15 protein-coding genes, 3 tRNA genes and 1 pseudogene are annotated in these 18044 nt (G+C 42.2%); 6 read left to right on the top strand and 13 right to left on the bottom strand.

Annotated elements, in window-relative coordinates; all coding sequences use genetic code 11:
• Positions 1 to 222 precede the first annotated feature (222 nt).
• The 4 genes from mdtG to ttrS all read right to left on the bottom strand — a co-directional run bounded on the left by mdtG (position 223) and on the right by ttrS (position 5104).
• The gene (mdtG, locus tag LDO51_RS13315) at positions 223 to 1446 is read right to left on the bottom strand and encodes a multidrug efflux MFS transporter MdtG (RefSeq protein WP_225574943.1); all 1224 of its coding nucleotides are present in this window, start codon (positions 1444 to 1446) and stop codon (positions 223 to 225) included.
• A gap of 169 nt (positions 1447 to 1615) precedes the next feature.
• Positions 1616 to 2563: a Kdo(2)-lipid IV(A) acyltransferase gene (locus LDO51_RS13320; protein WP_225574944.1), complete on the bottom strand. Its 948-nt coding sequence runs from the start codon at positions 2561 to 2563 to the stop codon at positions 1616 to 1618.
• Positions 2564 to 2630: 67 nt separating this feature from the next.
• Positions 2631 to 3227: a tetrathionate respiration response regulator TtrR gene (ttrR, locus tag LDO51_RS13325; protein WP_225574945.1), complete on the bottom strand. Its 597-nt coding sequence runs from the start codon at positions 3225 to 3227 to the stop codon at positions 2631 to 2633.
• 131 nt (positions 3228 to 3358) lie between these two features.
• Positions 3359 to 5104 (bottom strand): tetrathionate respiration histidine kinase TtrS, encoded by a 1746-nt coding sequence (gene ttrS / locus LDO51_RS13330; protein WP_423810935.1) that lies wholly within the window; start codon positions 5102 to 5104, stop codon positions 3359 to 3361.
• Between the two features lie 261 nt (positions 5105 to 5365).
• Here ttrS and ttrB point away from each other — a divergent pair, with 261 nt between their 5' ends.
• From ttrB to ttrA, 3 genes are read left to right on the top strand one after another with little or no spacing between them, the layout of a single operon-like run.
• Positions 5366 to 6103, top strand: coding sequence for a tetrathionate reductase subunit TtrB (gene ttrB, locus LDO51_RS13335; protein WP_225574946.1), 738 nt, complete (start codon positions 5366 to 5368; stop codon positions 6101 to 6103).
• Positions 6103 to 7131: a tetrathionate reductase subunit TtrC gene (gene ttrC / locus LDO51_RS13340; protein WP_187128964.1), complete on the top strand. Its 1029-nt coding sequence runs from the start codon at positions 6103 to 6105 to the stop codon at positions 7129 to 7131. Before ttrB ends, ttrC begins: the two co-directional genes overlap by 1 nt.
• Complete coding sequence (gene ttrA / locus LDO51_RS13345) at positions 7124 to 10213, top strand: tetrathionate reductase subunit TtrA (protein WP_225574947.1); 3090 nt, start codon at positions 7124 to 7126, stop codon at positions 10211 to 10213. Before ttrC ends, ttrA begins: the two co-directional genes overlap by 8 nt.
• A gap of 276 nt (positions 10214 to 10489) precedes the next feature.
• Here ttrA and LDO51_RS13350 read toward each other — a convergent pair.
• Positions 10490 to 10753 (bottom strand): annotated as a pseudogene (locus LDO51_RS13350) (DUF4760 domain-containing protein); the annotation flags it as partial.
• A gap of 212 nt (positions 10754 to 10965) precedes the next feature.
• On the opposite strand from LDO51_RS13350, the gene LDO51_RS13355 reads away from it, so the two are divergent.
• Positions 10966 to 12012: a rhodanese-related sulfurtransferase gene (locus LDO51_RS13355; RefSeq protein WP_225574948.1), complete on the top strand. Its 1047-nt coding sequence runs from the start codon at positions 10966 to 10968 to the stop codon at positions 12010 to 12012.
• 45 nt (positions 12013 to 12057) lie between these two features.
• Here LDO51_RS13355 and LDO51_RS13360 read toward each other — a convergent pair whose 3' ends face one another.
• The 7 genes from LDO51_RS13360 to LDO51_RS13390 all read right to left on the bottom strand — a co-directional run bounded on the left by LDO51_RS13360 (position 12058) and on the right by LDO51_RS13390 (position 16110).
• Positions 12058 to 12651, bottom strand: a complete 594-nt coding sequence (locus LDO51_RS13360; protein WP_225574949.1) for a LuxR C-terminal-related transcriptional regulator — start codon at positions 12649 to 12651, stop codon at positions 12058 to 12060.
• A gap of 240 nt (positions 12652 to 12891) precedes the next feature.
• Positions 12892 to 13146, bottom strand: a complete 255-nt coding sequence (gene bssS, locus LDO51_RS13365; RefSeq protein ID WP_211885188.1) for a biofilm formation regulator BssS — start codon at positions 13144 to 13146, stop codon at positions 12892 to 12894.
• 221 nt (positions 13147 to 13367) lie between these two features.
• Positions 13368 to 14414, bottom strand: a complete 1047-nt coding sequence (gene pyrC, locus LDO51_RS13370; RefSeq protein WP_225574950.1) for a dihydroorotase — start codon at positions 14412 to 14414, stop codon at positions 13368 to 13370.
• Positions 14415 to 14607: 193 nt separating this feature from the next.
• A tRNA-Asn gene (locus LDO51_RS13375) sits at positions 14608 to 14683 on the bottom strand.
• 307 nt (positions 14684 to 14990) lie between these two features.
• Positions 14991 to 15066: transfer RNA gene (locus LDO51_RS13380), tRNA-Asn, on the bottom strand.
• A 328-nt stretch (positions 15067 to 15394) separates the two neighbouring features.
• Positions 15395 to 15470 (bottom strand) — tRNA-Asn (locus LDO51_RS13385).
• 136 nt (positions 15471 to 15606) lie between these two features.
• Positions 15607 to 16110 carry a YlaC family protein gene (locus LDO51_RS13390; protein WP_225574951.1) on the bottom strand — a complete coding sequence of 168 codons (504 nt, stop codon included), beginning with the start codon at positions 16108 to 16110 and terminating at the stop codon, positions 15607 to 15609.
• A gap of 480 nt (positions 16111 to 16590) precedes the next feature.
• Here LDO51_RS13390 and cspE point away from each other — a divergent pair, with 480 nt between their 5' ends.
• A complete protein-coding gene (gene cspE / locus LDO51_RS13395; RefSeq protein ID WP_004909801.1) occupies positions 16591 to 16803 on the top strand; it encodes a transcription antiterminator/RNA stability regulator CspE in 213 nt (70 codons plus the stop codon).
• A gap of 142 nt (positions 16804 to 16945) precedes the next feature.
• Here the strand turns inward: cspE and LDO51_RS19455 are convergent, their stop codons facing one another.
• Positions 16946 to 17077, bottom strand: a complete 132-nt coding sequence (locus LDO51_RS19455; RefSeq protein ID WP_263869878.1) for a hypothetical protein — start codon at positions 17075 to 17077, stop codon at positions 16946 to 16948.
• Between the two features lie 209 nt (positions 17078 to 17286).
• Between LDO51_RS19455 and LDO51_RS13400 the strand changes: the two genes are divergently transcribed.
• Positions 17287 to 17985: an MgtC family protein gene (locus LDO51_RS13400; protein ID WP_225577275.1), complete on the top strand. Its 699-nt coding sequence runs from the start codon at positions 17287 to 17289 to the stop codon at positions 17983 to 17985.
• Positions 17986 to 18044: the final 59 nt, after the last annotated feature.

Raw genomic sequence — 18044 nt, forward strand, 5'->3', positions numbered from 1 at the left:
TATCGTAAGAAAGTCAGTTTTAAGATGAAAGTTCGATATAACTCTCATTCTTACGATAAGGGGGCACAGAATAACGGATTTTTATTGACAATAAAAGAATGTTTTTTGAATCGATTAAGTTGATTTAAAACAATAAGTTACAAAATATTACTTGTGCTTATAAACTTTTCGTTGAAAAGATAATAAAAAGTTATGTTTTAGCGTGAAAGGTATACATTAACATTACTCTTTAGAGGGGGATGCTCTGAGGCCATCGGATTGTTTCCTAATGATAAGCCAAGAGTAAATGAGATTGACCAACACTAATACCGCAGTGAAGAAGAATACGGCTCTAAACCCGTATGTTGCTGCGACAAAAGACCCCATTAAAGGACCTGTGACATTACCGACATCTCGTAATGCTTGGTTGTAGCTAAATATACGTCCAGTGATTTGATGAGAGATATTATAAATAATTAAGGTTTGTACGGCGGGTAATAGCGCAGCGTTAAGGGCGCCGAGTAAGAAGCGCAGAGCGCCTAACTCCCAATAATTGCTGACGAGTCCCATCGGAAACAGAACAAAAATTGAGGCGGCAAGTACAGCTAATAAAACACGATCAGGTCCAATGCGGTCGCTCAGTTTACCGAGCATAGGGGCGCTAATCAGTGCGGCAATGCCGGGGATAGAAGCAATAATTCCGCTAGTAAAAGCAAGGTTATCAATCGAGTCTGAAAGTTCTCGAACATACAAGGTGATTACGGGGTTAATCGAACCAATCGATGCTTGGATGATCATGGTGGTGAAAAATAGGCTGATTACTAAGTTTTTATTACGTAAAGAGGCAAAAACTTGTTTTCCGGTTAGGGCATCTTTGCGTGAAACAGGGGTAAAACGCTCACGAACGTAGAAAAGTGTGACAAAAAAGCAGATAAACAACACGCTAGCGGTAATAAAAAATACCGGACGCAACCCATATTGGTCAGCAAGTAATCCACCAATCAGTGGACCAATCAATGCGCCACTAACAGCGCCAGTCGCCAAAACACCCATCGCCCAACCGCTTTTATTAACGGGTACTTGGGTGGCAATTAGCGCATTGGCATTCGGGACAAACCCGCCAAGTAAGCCTAAAAGGGCACGTAGAGCCAGAAGTTGCCAAATATTCTGTGCAAAGCCAATCAGCACCATGACAATCGCCATACCAAGGGCAGAGCGCAGCAACATTAGTTTACGACCGTGGCGGTCAGAAAGGCGTCCCCAAAAAGGGGCGGCAATAGCGGAAAAGAGAAACGTAATACTGAAAACGGCACCCGTCCATAAATTCAAAGAGCCATGGTCAGTAATACCAAGTTCTTCGATATATAAAGGTAGAAAAGGCATGATCAAGCTGAAGGCCGCGCCTGTTAAAAAGCAGCCGAACCAGACGATATAAAGGTTTTTTTTCCAGTAAGTACTCTTCTTCATACATTCCCTTCATACTTCGTGCCGCAGCGTTGTTGGCTTCATTCGCGCACCCCAGTCACATACTTGTGTATGCTCCTGGGGATCCACTCATTTTCCGCCTAGCTGCAACACGAACTATTTTGGGAGTGTCGTTTAGCGACAACACAAATTATATCGGGAGTAGCAAAACCTAGCGGTGGTGGATTTTATCTAAATCGCCGTACAGAGAAGGCTCTCCCTTTGGACGCGTTTTAAAACGGCGGTGCATCCACATATATTGTTCTGGTGCGCGTAAAATTTCTTGTTCAATAACCTTGTTCATCATAGCGGCAGTATCTGTGTTGTCATCAACAGGGAAATTATCTACAGCGGGCTGAATATGCAGCTCGTACCCTTTTCCATCAGGTAAGCGATGGGCGGCAAAGGGTACAACTAATGCATTACCATGTTTGATGAGCATCGCTGAGCCATTTGTCGTTGCTGCGTGCTGAACGGCAAATAAAGGGACAAATGAACTATTGCGTGGGCCATAATCATGGTCAGGGGCGTACCATAAGATTTCGCCCTCGGTGAGTACGCGGATCATGCTTTTAACATCACGGCGGCCAATCATGTACTTATTTGATTTTAAACGTCCGCGAGTTTGTAGCCAGTCCATCAATTTATTATCGTTTGGTCGATAAACACCAATGCCCGGGTTATGCATACCAAACGCACGTCCACCAATTTCTAGTGTTAAGAAATGAACGCCTAAAACAATAACTCCACGACCTGTCGCTTGGGCTGCTCGCATATTTTCTAAACCAATAATTTTAAACCAGCGACGAATACGCCAATCAGGCCAGAACCATGCCATTGCGGTCTCAAAAACGCCCATTCCAACAGACTCAAAGTTCTTATCAACCATTTTTTGGCGTTCTGCTGAGCTCATGTCAGGAAAACACAACTGCAGATTACGATCGGCAATTTGGACGCGTTTTTTTAAGAAGCGCTTGGAGAAACGCCCCAAACGGGTACCTATCCAATAAATGACGGGATAAGGAAGCAGGACGAGCAGGTAGAGCACACTAATGCCAAACCAAACTAGCCAGTAGCGGGGATGTAATAAACTTTTTTCAAACTTTGGTGCTGGGATCATTGTTTTTTCGGTTTCTACTTAAGTGGATTTTAATTAAAAATAGCTTGTTAATCTGAATGATATCAAATTAACTCGTGAAAAGTTGTGCTGTTTGCATGGTGCTCATTAATTCGGCAAGGTTTCTCACTGCCATTTTTTCCATCACTCGGGAGCGATGCACTTCAACGGTTCGCACGGATACGCAAGCCACTTCCGCGATTTCGCGGTTAATTAGCCCTTGAAGTACATAAGTACAAACGTCTTTTTCTTTCGGCGTTAAGGTTTCATAACGCTGTTTAATCAATGTGCGTTCAGTAGCTTTTATGGTTTGTAAGCGAGCTTGTTCAAGGGTTTCTGCAAGCTGCTGGCTATCAATCGGTTTTTGTAAAAAATCGATAGCGCCTAATTTCACCTGCTCAACCGCCATCGGGATATCCCCATGACCAGAAAGGAAAATAACCGCGAGGGTGCTTTGCTGTTCTTTCAGGTATTGATGTACTTGGCGTCCGTCAAATTTTGGCATGCGCATATCGAGCAATACAATGCCCTCCTCATGCAGAGGGGCTTGCTGGATGAACTGCTCACTGTCGTTCCAAACGGTAACGTTATAACCGAGCGTTTCGAGTAAAAATTGACAGGAATCAGTGACATCGGTGTCATCGTCGACAAGGTGAATGACTGGCATTAATTCATACCTCGTGGCTTATTTCTTGTTTGTATAAGTGGCTTGCTGATATAAATAGTATTCATAACATTGTCACATATAGTTATTGGGAATGTTATCTTTTGTGTGGCAAAACATGCGTTATATTCTGATTATCTCGAGTAATTAAAAATTAGCGTCACACGCAGCCCGTTCTTACCATCATCATTATGCTGATTTTCAATGCGAATATCCCCACCTTGGCTTTGAATTAATCGCTGGCAAATCACCAATCCGAGTCCCAGACCTTCCTGTTTAGTGGTGGCGAATGGCATGATCCCTTGATTAAGCTGCTCGTCAGGCATTCCACCAGCATCATCTTGTAATACCAGTAAAAAGCGTTCATCGGCAAAGTGAAAGCCAAAGGTTAATGTGGTGGCGCCCGCTTGTAGGCTATTACTGATCAAATTTGAAAGTAACTGATCGAGTAAGGTATCCGGTAGCAAAAGCCGAACATCGGGAGTTTCGGGTAATTGCAACCTAACGGTTGGGAAATGTTGCTCAACTTGCAACAGTTGCCAGATATGATTGATGGTCTGTTTGACGGATTGTTGTCGTAGGGTTAGACGGGATTCTTGCCCTGGTTTCCCTGCCCACAAACGCAGGTTTTGAATAATATCAGCACCCCGTTGAGCCTGTTCATCAATTTTACTGATGGCACTTAGAAGAGGGTGGTTTTCCGACTCTTTTTTCAATCGCAAAATAGAGCCTTGGGCATAATTTCGAATCGCGGATAATGGTTGGTTCAATTCATGGGCGAATCCGGATGCCATTTCACCTAATATATTGAGCCGTTGAGCTTTTTGTAAGTTAGCCTCTTGCTGACGTAGGCGGTTATGTGCGACTTCAAGTTGTTGGCTACGACGGCGAACCAAGAAGGCTATCCAGACGTGGTTAATACCTAACAATAGGAAAATTAGGGCAATAATCCCGATAGTAATTTGGTGTTGAATTGTCCAACTGACAATATCTTGCCAAATTTCCCGTTGCTGTGGGTGTTGGTTGACGTCGCGCAGTAAGTTTTCAACTTGTGTGATGGATGCCGGGGCCCCCCAGCGCATATTGGGAGTGTCGCCAGAGAGTAAAACTTTGGTGACTTTATCCACTAAATTGTCAGGAACTTCGCTTAACGCGGCGAATGACCAATTAGGGTAAAGTTCTGTGCTTGTTAGGCAGGGTAACGCACTCTCTTTTTGAACAAGCGGACGGAATTGTTGTTTATTAATCAGTCCTTCACTGTCCATATTTTCTAATAAGCAGACAGGGACAATTGCCGCAGAGAGCGATTTATCCCGTAAAGCATACAACAGAGCATCTGCCGGGAAGCCTAAAAACTGCATTCGAAAGTCTTTTTCCGTGTCATACCCTAAATCTCTTAATACTTTATAACCTAATAGATATCCCCCAAATGCATCGGGGGATATTGCACCAACTTTTTTGCCAATGAGCTGATCAGCACTGTGAATGTCACTATCTCCACGAACCAAAATAAGGCTACCGATCACGTTGCGTGTCGTGCTGTTTGGCTCCACATCCGAGCGTAAAGAGAGTAGCCAGCGTAGGTGGTAGCGATTATCGAGTTGGATAAATTGAGCTGGGTTAGTGAGTAAGAAGTCAATTTTGCGATTCGAAATCGCCTCTTTCATCTCTTCAAGATTTAGGGGTTGTAGGGTAAAGCGTTCTCCCGGAATGGACTCATTGAGGGTGTCCACCAAAGGTTGCCAGTGCAACTGAGTGAAACTCGGTCCTCGTAGGGCGAGAACGCCGATAGTCCATTGCGCTGCGCCTGCCGGAATGCACCATAGCAGCAGAGTAACTAAAAGTATGTGATACAACGGCATAGACGTTTTTTTTAACATTTGGGGTTTATTCGTTGCGTTAGATCAATATCCCTTCGGGTATGTGGAAAACCACAATAGGGGCGCAAGGCTTTTCTTCTTACTATGAACTCAGAATTATTAGAGTAGCACAAAGATAACACACCGATTTTAAAGAGAAATAAGAATTTAGTGGTTATCAGACATCGGTAACACGGTGTTACCAATACGTAAGATAAACCAATAATAGATTGATTATTAACTTTTATTTTCGCATTAGCAATGTCAATACTGGAGCCAATTATGGATCTGAGTAAACGAAAATTCCTACAACAGATTGGGGCCGTCACCGCGGGTGCATCGCTGATCCCAATCGCCGAAGCGGGGTTGAGTTTTTCCCCAACTCGCCGTGAAGGCAATCCCGAAAAACGCTATGGCATGCTGATTGATCTGCGCCGTTGCGTAGGATGCCAATCATGTACTGTCAGCTGTTCTGTTGAAAACCAAACACCACAAGGTCAATTTAGAACGACGGTTAACCAATATCAAGTCTCCCTAAAAGGGGATGAAGGGTTCACCAACGTTCTACTGCCTCGCTTGTGTAACCATTGTGATAACCCACCTTGTGTGCCTGTTTGCCCAGTGCAAGCAACGTTCCAACGTGAAGATGGCATTGTGGTGATTGATAACGAGCGTTGTGTGGGCTGTGCGTATTGTGTGCAGGCTTGTCCGTATGATGCTCGCTTTATTAACCATTCAACGCAAACCGCAGATAAATGTACGTTTTGTGCACATCGATTAGAGGTTGGTTTATTGCCAGCGTGTGTCGAATCTTGTGTTGGTGGCGCGCGTATTATTGGTGACTTAAAAGACCCGAACAGCACCATTCGTAAGATGCTTACTGAGCATGAAGCACAAATTAAAGTCTTGAAACCGGAAAGTGGCACATTGCCGCAGGTGTTTTATTTAGGGCTGGATGATGCGTTTGTGGAGCCGTTGCAAGGTAAAGGGCAACCGGCATTATGGCAGGAGGTGTTCTGATGAGCGAACAAGTGACCTATATTTCTGAAATCATGGCACAGCCGCAAGAGTTTTTCTGGCTTCCTTGGGCGGTACAATACTTTTTCTTTATAGGGATTGCTGCCTGTGCGGTGCTGTATGCCTGCTATCTTCATTGGCAAAATCGCAGTGGAAACGGTCGATTAGAAATGATTGCCGTGTTTATTGCTATCACGATGGGAATCACAGCGCCGCTAGCATTAACCGCTGACCTGCACCAAACTGCACGTGTGTGGCACTTCTATGCACATCCTACAATGTGGTCTTGGATGTGGTGGGGTTCTGTATTGCTACCGCTGTTTACCACATTTGTTGGGTTGTACTTTGTAGCACTGCTAGTCAAATTAATTTGGAAGAAAGAGTATAAAGCGACCCGTTGGGTAGCGTTACTGAGTGCATTATCCTCAATTGGTTTACTGCTGTATACCGGCCGTGAGGCCTCTGTGTTAGTGGCTCGTCCAATTTGGTTTAGCTGGTGGATGCCCGTGTTGATGTTCTTAAGCGCGATGCAAGTGCTGCCAGCACTGATTAGCTTAGGTGCTCGTCGTGAGCCTCAATATCAAAACCGTTTAGCGCGTTTCCAAGTGATTACGTTACTCCTGTTTGCTGTTTGTTTTGCGCTGTGGATCTCCGGTGATACCACGTCAGGCATTGCAGTTCGTCAACAGTTAGATGTCACAAGCCCAGGCTGGTGGATGTTAATGGGTGTATGTGCGCTGTGGGCTATCACGTTTGTGATGGCGCTGAGTAACGTGAAAGCAGTTCGCTCCGTTCCTTACATTACGGTTTTAGCGTTAGTGTCTATGGCGTTAGCGTGGGTATTGCGTTGGATTTTCCTGATGGAGATTCAAGCAGTACCAAAATACAACATCATCACCAATCCATACCATTTCCCATTAGGTAATGACGGATTACTGGCGATTGTCGGTACATTTGGATTGTGGATTGCATTAACAATTATTGTTCGCGAAGGTGTTCGCTGGTTTGCGGGGAGAGTGCAACATGGCTAAATTCTCAAGACGTCAATGGCTTAAAGGTGGTTTAGTTGTCGGTGGTCTTGCTCTTTTTGGTGCGAGCTATCGTGAAGTTGCCAAACGTGCAGTGGATGGTTTAGTGGATGGCACCTCTGGCAAAGTGACGCTGGATCGTATCAATGGTAACTCGCTGATCCCTGAAGGCACGGCGATGGGTGGTTGGAAAGAGAACCCTGCGCAAGTCGTTTCCATGACGCAATGCTTCGGTTGCTGGACCCAGTGCGGTATTCGTGCCCGTGTGGACAGTGCGAAGAATGAAGTTCTGCGAATTGCGGGGAACCCATATCACCCTCTATCTAATGAAAAACACTTTCCATATGGGATGCCGTTATCCACTGCCTTCGCCAAAATGGGCGGAGAAAGCGGATTAGAACATCGTTCAACGGCGTGTGCTCGTGGTGCAACGCTGATGGAAGGATTAACCAGTCCATTACGTATTCTCGAACCAATGAAGCGTGTAGGTAAACGTGGTGAAGGGAAGTGGGAACGTATTAGCTTTGAGCAGTTAATCAAAGAAGTGGTTGAAGGTGGGGATTTATTTGGTGAAGGCCATGTGGATGGTCTGCGTGCTATCCGTGATTTAGAAACGCCGCTGGATCCTGCTCAACCGAAATTAGGGCCTAAAGCTAACCAGTTACTGGTGACTAACGCCGGGGATGATGGCCGTGATGGCTTTATTCGTCGCTTTGCTCAAAATGCATTCGGTAGTAAAAACTTTGGCGCTCATGGAGCTTACTGCGGTTTAGCGTATCGCGCAGGTTCTGGTGCGTTGATGGATGACTTGGATAAAAACGCCCACGTCAAACCAGATTGGGATAATACCCGCTTTGCACTGTTTATTGGAACATCACCGGCACAATCAGGTAACCCATTTAAGCGTCAAGGCCGTCAATTAGCGAGTGCGCGTTTACGGGATTCGTTCAACTATGTAGTTGTTTCTCCGGCTCTGCCATTAACGACGACATTAGCGAATGACCATGGTCACTGGGTACCAGTTCAACCGGGGACAGATGCTGCATTAGTTATGGGCATGATCCGCTGGATTATTGAGAATGACCGTTATAACGCCGCTTATTTGAGTGTACCAAGTGAAAAATCCATGGAAGCGGCCGGAGAGAAAAGCTGGACAAACTCGACCCACCTCGTGATCACCGATGATGCTCATCCTCTGGCAGGTAATCTATTACAGCAATCTCACCTAACGGGTGTAGTGGCTGAAGAGGGTAAGGATGAGAAAAAAGCCTATATGGTTCAGGACGCAAATGGCGAACTGAAACTGGCGGATGAAGTGACAAATGCGGAGCTGTTTGTGACTCGCCAAGTCACGCTTCATGATGGTAGCGAAGTGACGGTGAAATCCAGCTTCCAATGCTTGAAAGAAGCGGCGGATCGCATGACGCTGGAAGAATACAGTCAGCGTTGCCAAGTCCCCGTAAAAACCATTGAATCATTAGGTAAAGCGTTAACCTCTTATGATAGAAAAGCGGCGGTTATTTCTCACGGTGGCATGATGGGGGGCAATGGCTTCTACACAGCATGGTCTGTGATTATGCTTAATGCGCTGATCGGTAACTTGAACCTAAAAGGTGGCGTGTCTGTTGGTGGTGGTAAATTTAATGGTGAAAACGATGGCCCGCGTTACAACATTTCAGGCTATAAAGGTAAAGTGAAGCCGAAAGGTGTGGTGTTATCGCGCAGTAATGAAGTGTATGAAAAATCGGATGAATTTAAGGCGAGAGTGGCAGCAGGTGAAAAACCGTATCCAGCAAAAGCGCCTTGGTATCCGTTTGCGAAAGGTCAGTTAACTGAACAGTTAGCTTCAGCATTGATGGGATATCCTTATTCTCTGAAGGCGTGGATCACCAATATGACGAACCCAGTTTATGGTATTGCGGGTATTCGTCAGGTGATGGAAGAGAAGCTGAAAGATCCAAAACATCTACCACTGATTATTGGTATTGATGCTTTTATGAATGAAACCACGGCATTAGCGGATTACATCGTGCCAGATACCCATAACTTCGAGAGCTGGGGCTTCAGTGCCCCATGGTCAGGTGTACAAGTGAAAGCGAGTACCGCGCGTTGGCCGATTGTTGAATCTCGCACTGCGAAAACAGCAGATGGTCAGCCAGTTTCTATGGAGTCATTTTGTATCGCAGTCGCTAAAGAACTGAAATTGCCGGGCTTTGGTGACAATGTGATTGCGGATATGGATGGCAACATGTATCCGTTAAATACCGCAGAAGATTACTACCTGCGAGTGGCAGCGAATATGGCATGGTTAGGTGAAAAACCGGTACCAGAGGCGGCAACAGAAGACATTACGATCAGTGGTGTCGAGCGTATCATGCCGCAAATTACTCGTACATTGAAACCTGAAGAAGTTCGCCGCGTTGCGTATATCTTTACGCGTGGTGGTCGATTCGCACCTTATGAGAAAGCGTGGGATGGTGAAGCAACGGGTCCACAGTGGAAGAAAGGGTTGCAAATTTGGAACCCAACGGTGGCGATTAACCGCCATGCTATCACGGGTGAGCGTTTTAGTGGTTGCCCGACCTACTATCCACCACGTATGGCGAATGGTGAAGATGTGAATGCGGTATTCCCAGAGAAAGAGTGGCCATTAAAAATGATGTCATTTAAATCTCATGTGATGAGCAGCTCCACAACCATGATTGAACGTTTACGCCATGTGAAACCAACCAACTTGGTGGCTATTCACCCGGATGATGCTGCGAAGATGGGCGTTAAACATGGGGATTGGGTCAAAATCACGACACCCGGTGGTCATACAGAGGCACAAATTAGTGTGCTTGATGGTGTTATGCCGGGAGTTCTCGCGGTTGAACATGGTTATGGTCACACAGAAATGGGCGCTAAACAGCACTATTTAGACGGTGAAGCCATGCCGATGAATGCGGCAAATGGTTCCGGAATTAACTTGAATGATTTAGGGTTCGCAGATCCGACTCGTGAAGTGGCAAATACTTGGCTTGATTGGGTATCTGGTGCTTCCGTGAGACAAGGTTTGCCAGCTCGTATCGAGTTAATGGGTTAAAACAGAAGTCCATCCAGTAGGTTGTAAGTTAGTAAAGTGTAGGTAGTAAAGTGTAGTGAGTAATATAAAGCAGTAAAGAGGTTTCTGACCTACTCTGTTCTGCATAGCAGAGTAGGGACGCGCCTCTGATAAGCAGTTGACATTGCGCTCTACGATGCGGTTTACCCATCGTAACTTCGGCAAATGCCAGGGAGGGGGAGCCCTCCCTTTTTTCTTTTCTATTTAATACAAATAGCGAATACAACCATTGCTATACCAATCGTCTATAAAAATAGCCTATAAAAGTATTGAGCTATTTTTCTTAAGCGGATTTTTCTTCCAGCGAGTCACTAACCATTCAAATTCTTGATAGGTCGTCTCTGATTTTCTTTTTTCTCTAATCGCTTTAATCAAAGGCTCGGCAATCTCATATGTTTCAACAACGGTTGAATATGAGGCTCTTTTGATCATCTGCTCGTTATAGATATCTTCTTTGATGCTAATGGCAACGCGCTCATAAAAATTTAAAATATATTGGAATTTGAGACGTTCTGAGATTTCACAGCGTGTCATCGCAACCCCCTCATTTTTTAATTTAGTGATTTATTTTTAACATTATTATTAAGAGTTGATGGTAAGTGTAATATCCACTAAAAATAAGTGGTTTTTTATTAACATAATAAAGAGGATAATAACCCACAATTAACAAGCAAATTTTTGCTGGTGATTTAAATTTGTTTTATATCAAAGCATTACATAGGAAAGCGAACACCATGCCAGTGTTACACAACCAAATTTCAAATAAAATCCTTAAAGAACGTATGTTGGCTGAAACTGAGCCGCGTACCACAATCTCTTTTTATAAATATTTTAATATTCAAGATCCTGCTGCATTTCGCAATGAATGGTACCAACAATTCAAAGCGTTGAGTGTATTTGGTCGTGTGTATATAGCCAAAGAAGGGATCAACGCACAAATTAGCGTACCCGCCTCCAATGTGGATGCGTTGCGTGAACTTATCTATGCAACAGACCCAGCCTTAAATGACCTACGTTTGAATATTGCTATTGATGATGATGGCAAGTCCTTCTGGGTACTGCGTATGAAGGTACGTGATCGTGTTGTTGCTGATGGTATTGATGATGAAACCTTTAATCCTGCCAATACTGGGCAGTATCTGAAAGCAGATCAAGTCAATGCGATGATCGATGACCCAAATACTATTTTTGTCGATATGCGCAACCACTATGAATATGAAGTGGGTCACTTTGATAATGCGATTGAGGTGCCATCAGACACCTTTAGAGACCAACTGCCAATGGCGGTTGAAATGCTGCAAGACCAGAAAGATAAAAATGTGGTGATGTATTGCACGGGCGGTATCCGCTGTGAAAAAGCGAGCGCTTATATGCTACATAACGGTTTCCAAAATGTTTATCATGTGGAAGGCGGGATCATTGAATATGCGCGTAAAGCGAAAGAACAAGGTTTGCCGCTGCGTTTTAAAGGTAAAAACTTCGTGTTCGATAACCGTATGGGTGAGCGTATTACGGATGATACCTTAGCACATTGCCATCAATGTGGGGAAGTCTGTGACACTCACACTAACTGCAAAAATGACGGTTGCCATTTACTGTTTATTCAATGTCCAAGCTGCGCTGAAAAATATGAAGGCTGCTGTAGTCATGCGTGTACCGAAGAGATGAAGCTGCCTGAAGAAGAACAGCGTACTCGCCGTGCTGGTCGTGAAGTGAGTAATAAAATATTTAATAAATCTCGCCATCGTTTAGCGGACGGATTATTAAATAGCGAGAAGTAGTCACATTTTTAAATGAAGAAAGCCCTTTTAAAAGGGCTTTTTCTTTTAATAAAGATACTTAAAAACGTTATAAATAAAAAATAATTCAATTCTATTTTTAACAAACACTTTTGATGTGATATGCCGCTTTTGTGAGTAAACGGTACTATTACTTATACCTAATTTCCTAGAGATAATATGATTAGGAGTTTCATTCATCCAATTATTAATTATATTTTGCTCTTTCATTGTAAAAATGGATGAGTCATTATTATTAGCAAGCTTTGTTATTTTTTCTATTTGTTCTGAATCAGTAATGACTTTATCCAATGTTTGAGTGATGATATTTTTTGACATAATGAAAAAATTATCTTTTAGCAAAAGAGGCTTGTCTGTTAATGGGTATGCAGCATTGATGTAGATATAGAATCGAATGCTACTGGCTCTGTTTAGCAATGTTTTCAGGGTTGGGCAGTAACTTGAGTAGTGGCAATAGTATGTTAAATTTACTAGAACAATGCTGGGTGAATATTTATTTATATATTTAATGCCTTCATTAATGCACCCTGTACTAATGAACTTCAATTTTTTATTAGAAGATAAATATTCGGTAATACCAAGGCGGGTATAATAACACTCATCAATAACTAATATTCTCATAGGGAACATCCTTGTCCGAAAAGAGTATTACAATAAATTGGAATTGATATTGAAGTCAATAAAGTAATGATAAAAATAATAAATTATTGCTTGTATTTGCAATTAATTCATAATTTATGGTTTCTATATTATCTTTAATAATAATCAGTAAAGTATCATTTATTAATAATATAAATTAGAATAATGTAATGATAGCGAATGGATATTTGTTATGAGACAAATATCCATTCTTTTTACCTGCTAATGAGTTTTGAAATCAGATTCAAGATATTCGCCAGACTCAATCTTATCAATTCCAGCCTGAAGAATATTAATCAGCTGTTTGGCTACATCGGTTGTCAGCCACATGGTTTTATCAACTATTGCGCTATCCAGGCTATTGTTCTGTTCAGGGAGGTAATGTAAACGTAGCATCATCGCATCGTAGGCATCGACAGTACTGATATCCCAGCCAACAACAGGGTGAGTTTGGATTACATCGTTTTTTCTATTCATTTAGACCTCCTAATCAAACATCGTGATAAATAGTAAATATCTATTACTGACTAAGAGCAGGTGACTCAGAACGAGCTATAACTAGTATAAGAAGATTTTTTTAATATGGTAGTAATAAAACTATTTTTTCTGTGAATTTTGATGCAAATTAAAAAAATAGTCGGTGATTGTTTAAAAAAGACGATGTGAAAAGGATAAAACCTTTCCACATCATAATGTTATTAGCTTACTTTGATAGTCCAACCACAATCTTCACCCGCTAAGAATGGGATTAATTTATCTGTCCCACAGGCAATAGATTCGCAAGTTATATTCTCAGATTTCGTCAGTGTAATGTGACCTTCATTGACGGGTAATCCGTAAAATTTAGGTCCATTTAGTGAACAAAATGCTTCGAAATGTGCTAAAGCACCTAATTCTTCGAACACGGTTGCATAGGCAGCTAATGCGGTTGGTGCGTTAAATACGCCTGCACAGCCGCAGGATGTTTCTTTACGAGATTGAACATGCGGTGCAGTATCGGTACCTAAGAAGAAGCGATCGCAGCCAGAAGCGACAGCTGCACGCAATGCTTCTTGATGAACGTTACGTTTTAAAATCGGTAGGCAATATAAATGCGGACGTACACCACCAACTAACATATGGTTGCGGTTAAACATCAAATGCTGTGGTGTTAAGGTCGCAGCCGTAAATTCGTTAGCCTCTAACACATATTGTGCGGCTTCTTTGGTTGTAATGTGCTCAAAAACCACTTTTAACTGAGGGAATTGAGCTCGTAATGGCAGCATGACTTGTTCGATAAACAGCGCTTCTCGGTCAAAGATATCGATATGGCTGGCAGTCACTTCCCCATGAATGAGTAATGGCATTCCAGCTTGTTCCATGGCAGCAAGAACAGGGTAGATTTTTTTAATGTCAGACACACCATGGCTAGAGTTTGTTGTGGCATTTGCAGGATACAATTTACAGGCCGTAAATACACCTTCATTGAAACCACGAATTAATTCATTAGCATCAGTTGTATCAGTTAAATAGCAGGTCATTAGTGGTGTAAATTGGTGCCCAGCAGGTACCACTTGCTTAATGCGTTCACGGTACGCTCTTGCCGCTTCTACCGTGGTAACAGGGGGTACAAGGTTAGGCATGACAATGGCACGACCAAAAAATTGGCTTGTGAACGGCACGACTGTATTTAACATTTCATTATCGCGAAAATGAACATGCCAATCATCAGGGCGGCGGATCGTTAGGGTAGTTACAGTTGTCATTAAACCGGCTCCAATAAGGGGGGAATAAGTGATGAGCAGATGCTCAAGCCGGGAAAGAATGATAAAACGAAAACGATTAAATAGCTATGATCAAGGACAATTAATAGAGAAATTATTTTTCTATGGAGTATTTTAATATATTGGAAAATAAAGGAATTTAAACAGAATAAAACAAAGAAAGGAAAGATTAAGTTGGCTCCTCCAGCTGGACTCGAACCAGCGACATACGGATTAACAGTCCGCCGTTCTACCGACTGAACTATGGAGGAACTCCCTTAACACGCAGAGGATATTAGCGTTCTGAATCACTAATGTCAAAGGGGAAAATGATAAAATAAGTTCGTTTGCCTGTTATCTGCACGAATCGATAGAATTTTGATCTAACGGGTGGGGTGTAAAAGAAATAAAACCAAAAATAGCTGAAAAAAGAATCAGTTAAAAAGATGTGGTTAAGGTCGTAGAGTGATTTTGATGTGTAAAAATTATCTTTGATAAGTAATTAGTGGGAAAGATAAAATTAGCAGGGTGAGAAAGCAAAAAGCCCGCAAGAATTAATCTTAGCGGGCTTTTTAAATTTGGCTCCTCCAGCTGGACTTGAACCAGCGACATACGGATTAACAGTCCGCCGTTCTACCGACTGAACTATGGAGGAATTGGTTGTTCCTGAGAACGAGGCGCATATTACCCACCCCGTACTCAGTTGTAAAGCATAAAATTAAAAAAAATGTTCAACAGGCTGTTAAATAAACAAACTGGTGGTTATTTATGCCTTATCAGCAGAGTTTCAAGGATTTGCAGGCGGTTATAAGCGGAGTCGCTAAAATGTGAACTGTGAGCAAGCAATAGGGATTGTTCCATTAATGATTAGGGCAGGAATAAATAAATGTAGTAGTGAATAGGGTGAATAAGAATGAAAAGGCTGAGGGATAGCAGGAAAGCAAAAAGCCCGCAAGAATTAATCTTAGCGGGCTTTTTAAATTTGGCTCCTCCAGCTGGACTTGAACCAGCGACATACGGATTAACAGTCCGCCGTTCTACCGACTGAACTATGGAGGAATTGGGTTGTTCTTGAGAACGAAGCGAATATTAACGATATCACCTCGACCTGTCAACGATAAAAATAGAAATTAAATCTAATTGCTCATTCACTACTCACTACGAATAAAAATCACGCTATATTATTGATAATGCTTTAATTTTGAGCAGCTAAAGTAACTTGTGTCGGCAGAGAAACCTCAGGATAAGCAATATGGTAAATATCGTAAAAGGAGATACTACCCTTTAGTGCGAATAAACGAGAAATTTCTTGTTTGATGGCTGAGCTGACTTCCTGAGATTCAAGAATTTTATTTAAAGCGCCTTCAGATACGACTTCAGTGACAAACCATTCGCCGTTATAACAAACGCGCAAATCAAGCACACCAATATCTTCGAAATGGTAAATAGGCTTAATATCAAACAACAGAACGCTAGCAAGTATAATAAATAAGAAGGTTATACCGAGTGTCCAATAAGGGCCAAAGTAGGGTGCGTACCATAAAATCACGGCAAGCGGTAAATAAGCTGCAATCATGCCGATACATAAATAAGGGTGATTGGCGAGAAATTGACTATTAAAGTAAGGTTTGCCATCACGTTGCTCACGCTGATTAATAGCATCTAAATCATCTATAAGTATTTGTTTGATAATATCCATGGTAAGTAACTCTCTGTCAGATATCTATACTAGGAGGGTATCACGTAGGGAATGAATTGTTATATATCAGTTAAAAAAAATATTTAACTGGATTGTCATCATCTCGGACTAATCCTGCCTACTTTGGCATCTTATAGACGGCTTTTTTTAAAAAAAATCTTTAAAATATCAATAAAATGCGGTTTTTTTGTTAACGTAATTCCGCCTAAAAGTGACGAAATCGAAAAAATAGCAATATTTTCGGGATTGAATGTATAAAATAGTTGCTATTATCTCAAAGTCATGAGTTAATGTGCATCGGCCTGTTTAGCAGTCCTATTTGATGTATGATTACTGAGTTAGTGTGCTCTAAAGAAAAAAGTTATCACAGATAGCCTTTTACCGTGACGCTTCATCTTGGTGTTTCCCTGATTAAATAGCTGACTCTGGCCCATATATGCCAAAAGGCAAGTTTTTTTGATGTTATATAGGAAAAGTCAAATGTCCGACAAAATGAAAGGTCAAGTTAAGTGGTTCAACGAGTCTAAAGGCTTCGGTTTCATCACTCCAGCTGATGGTAGCAAAGACGTTTTCGTCCACTTCTCTGCCATTCAGGGCAATGGTTTCAAAACTCTGGCAGAAGGCCAGCAAGTTGAATTCACCATTGAAAACGGTGCAAAAGGCCCAGCAGCTGCTAACGTAACTGCTATCTAAGCTAATTGCTTAACTGATTTTCTAAAGCCCGTCCTTTTTAAGGACGGGCTTTTTCATTTCTGTGAAATAGAAAATATAGTGCAAAAATAATTAACATTTAAATCTTTACTTAATAATTAGCCACATCTATACTCAGCCCACATTAATCTATTGGAGATAAATTACTTGGAAAGCCAGAGTTGTAATAAAAACTTAATTTAATTGGCAAGTAATTAATAATCTCTTCTATTAGCTGCTTGCCACTACGGCGGGCGGTGTCTGATGGTTCTATCATTCATACTCCCTGATTTATATACGAAATTTTCATTTTTTGAATGAAATAATCACTGTTGCAGTGAGTGTGTATCATGCAAGTTTATATTTATTCTCTATTCCCTCCGGGCAATAGCTATTAATTACTGAATATTTATTTATTCAGCAATTTGGCATGGGTTTTTTATTCTGCTCATTAATTGTTATCCATTATTTGATGGAGGGGTCATGATGTTTTTCACACCGGATATATTAAATCTTTTATCTGCAATGTGCCTTGGCGCATTAATTGGTGCAGAGCGTCAATGGCGCCAAAGAATGGCGGGATTGCGTACGAATGCATTGGTTGCAACGGGAGCAGCCGTATTTATTTTGAGTTCAGTAACGACTTCACCGGATAGCCCTGGTCGAATTGCTGCCCAAATTGTCTCAGGTATTGGCTTCTTAGGTGCTGGAGTGATCATGCGTGAAGGCATGAATATTCGAGGGCTGAATACTGCCGCAACACTATGGTGTTCAGCAGGGATTGGTGTGTTATGCGGATTAGGGCAATACTCACTAGCCATCATAGCTACTTTATTGATTTTATGTGCAAATATTCTATTGCGAGAAGCCGCAGCAAAAATTAATCGCCAGCCACAACAGCAGGCACTGGATGTTGAACAGCGTTATAAAATACGTGTGATGTGTCACCAAGGTGATGAAATCCTTGTTAGAACATTGATTTTACAAGCCATTAATGGGCTGCATATTCGCTTACAGTCATTGAGTAGCGCAGATACATTGAAACCAGAACAGCTAGAGGTGTGTGCAGAACTTCTTGCCACACCCGTAGAACAAAAAGAGATAGAAGCGTTGGTTTGCCGGATTAGCCTTGAACAAAGTGTCAGTGCTATCAATTGGAAAGTGGCATCTGAGCTACCAGCTTGATTGTTGAAAATTAACTGATTAAAGGAGCCGAAATGGACGAGCACCCCCCATCTTGGAGG

The sequence above is a fragment of the Providencia alcalifaciens genome (assembly GCF_020271745.1).
Lineage (GTDB): Bacteria > Pseudomonadota > Gammaproteobacteria > Enterobacterales > Enterobacteriaceae > Providencia > Providencia alcalifaciens_B.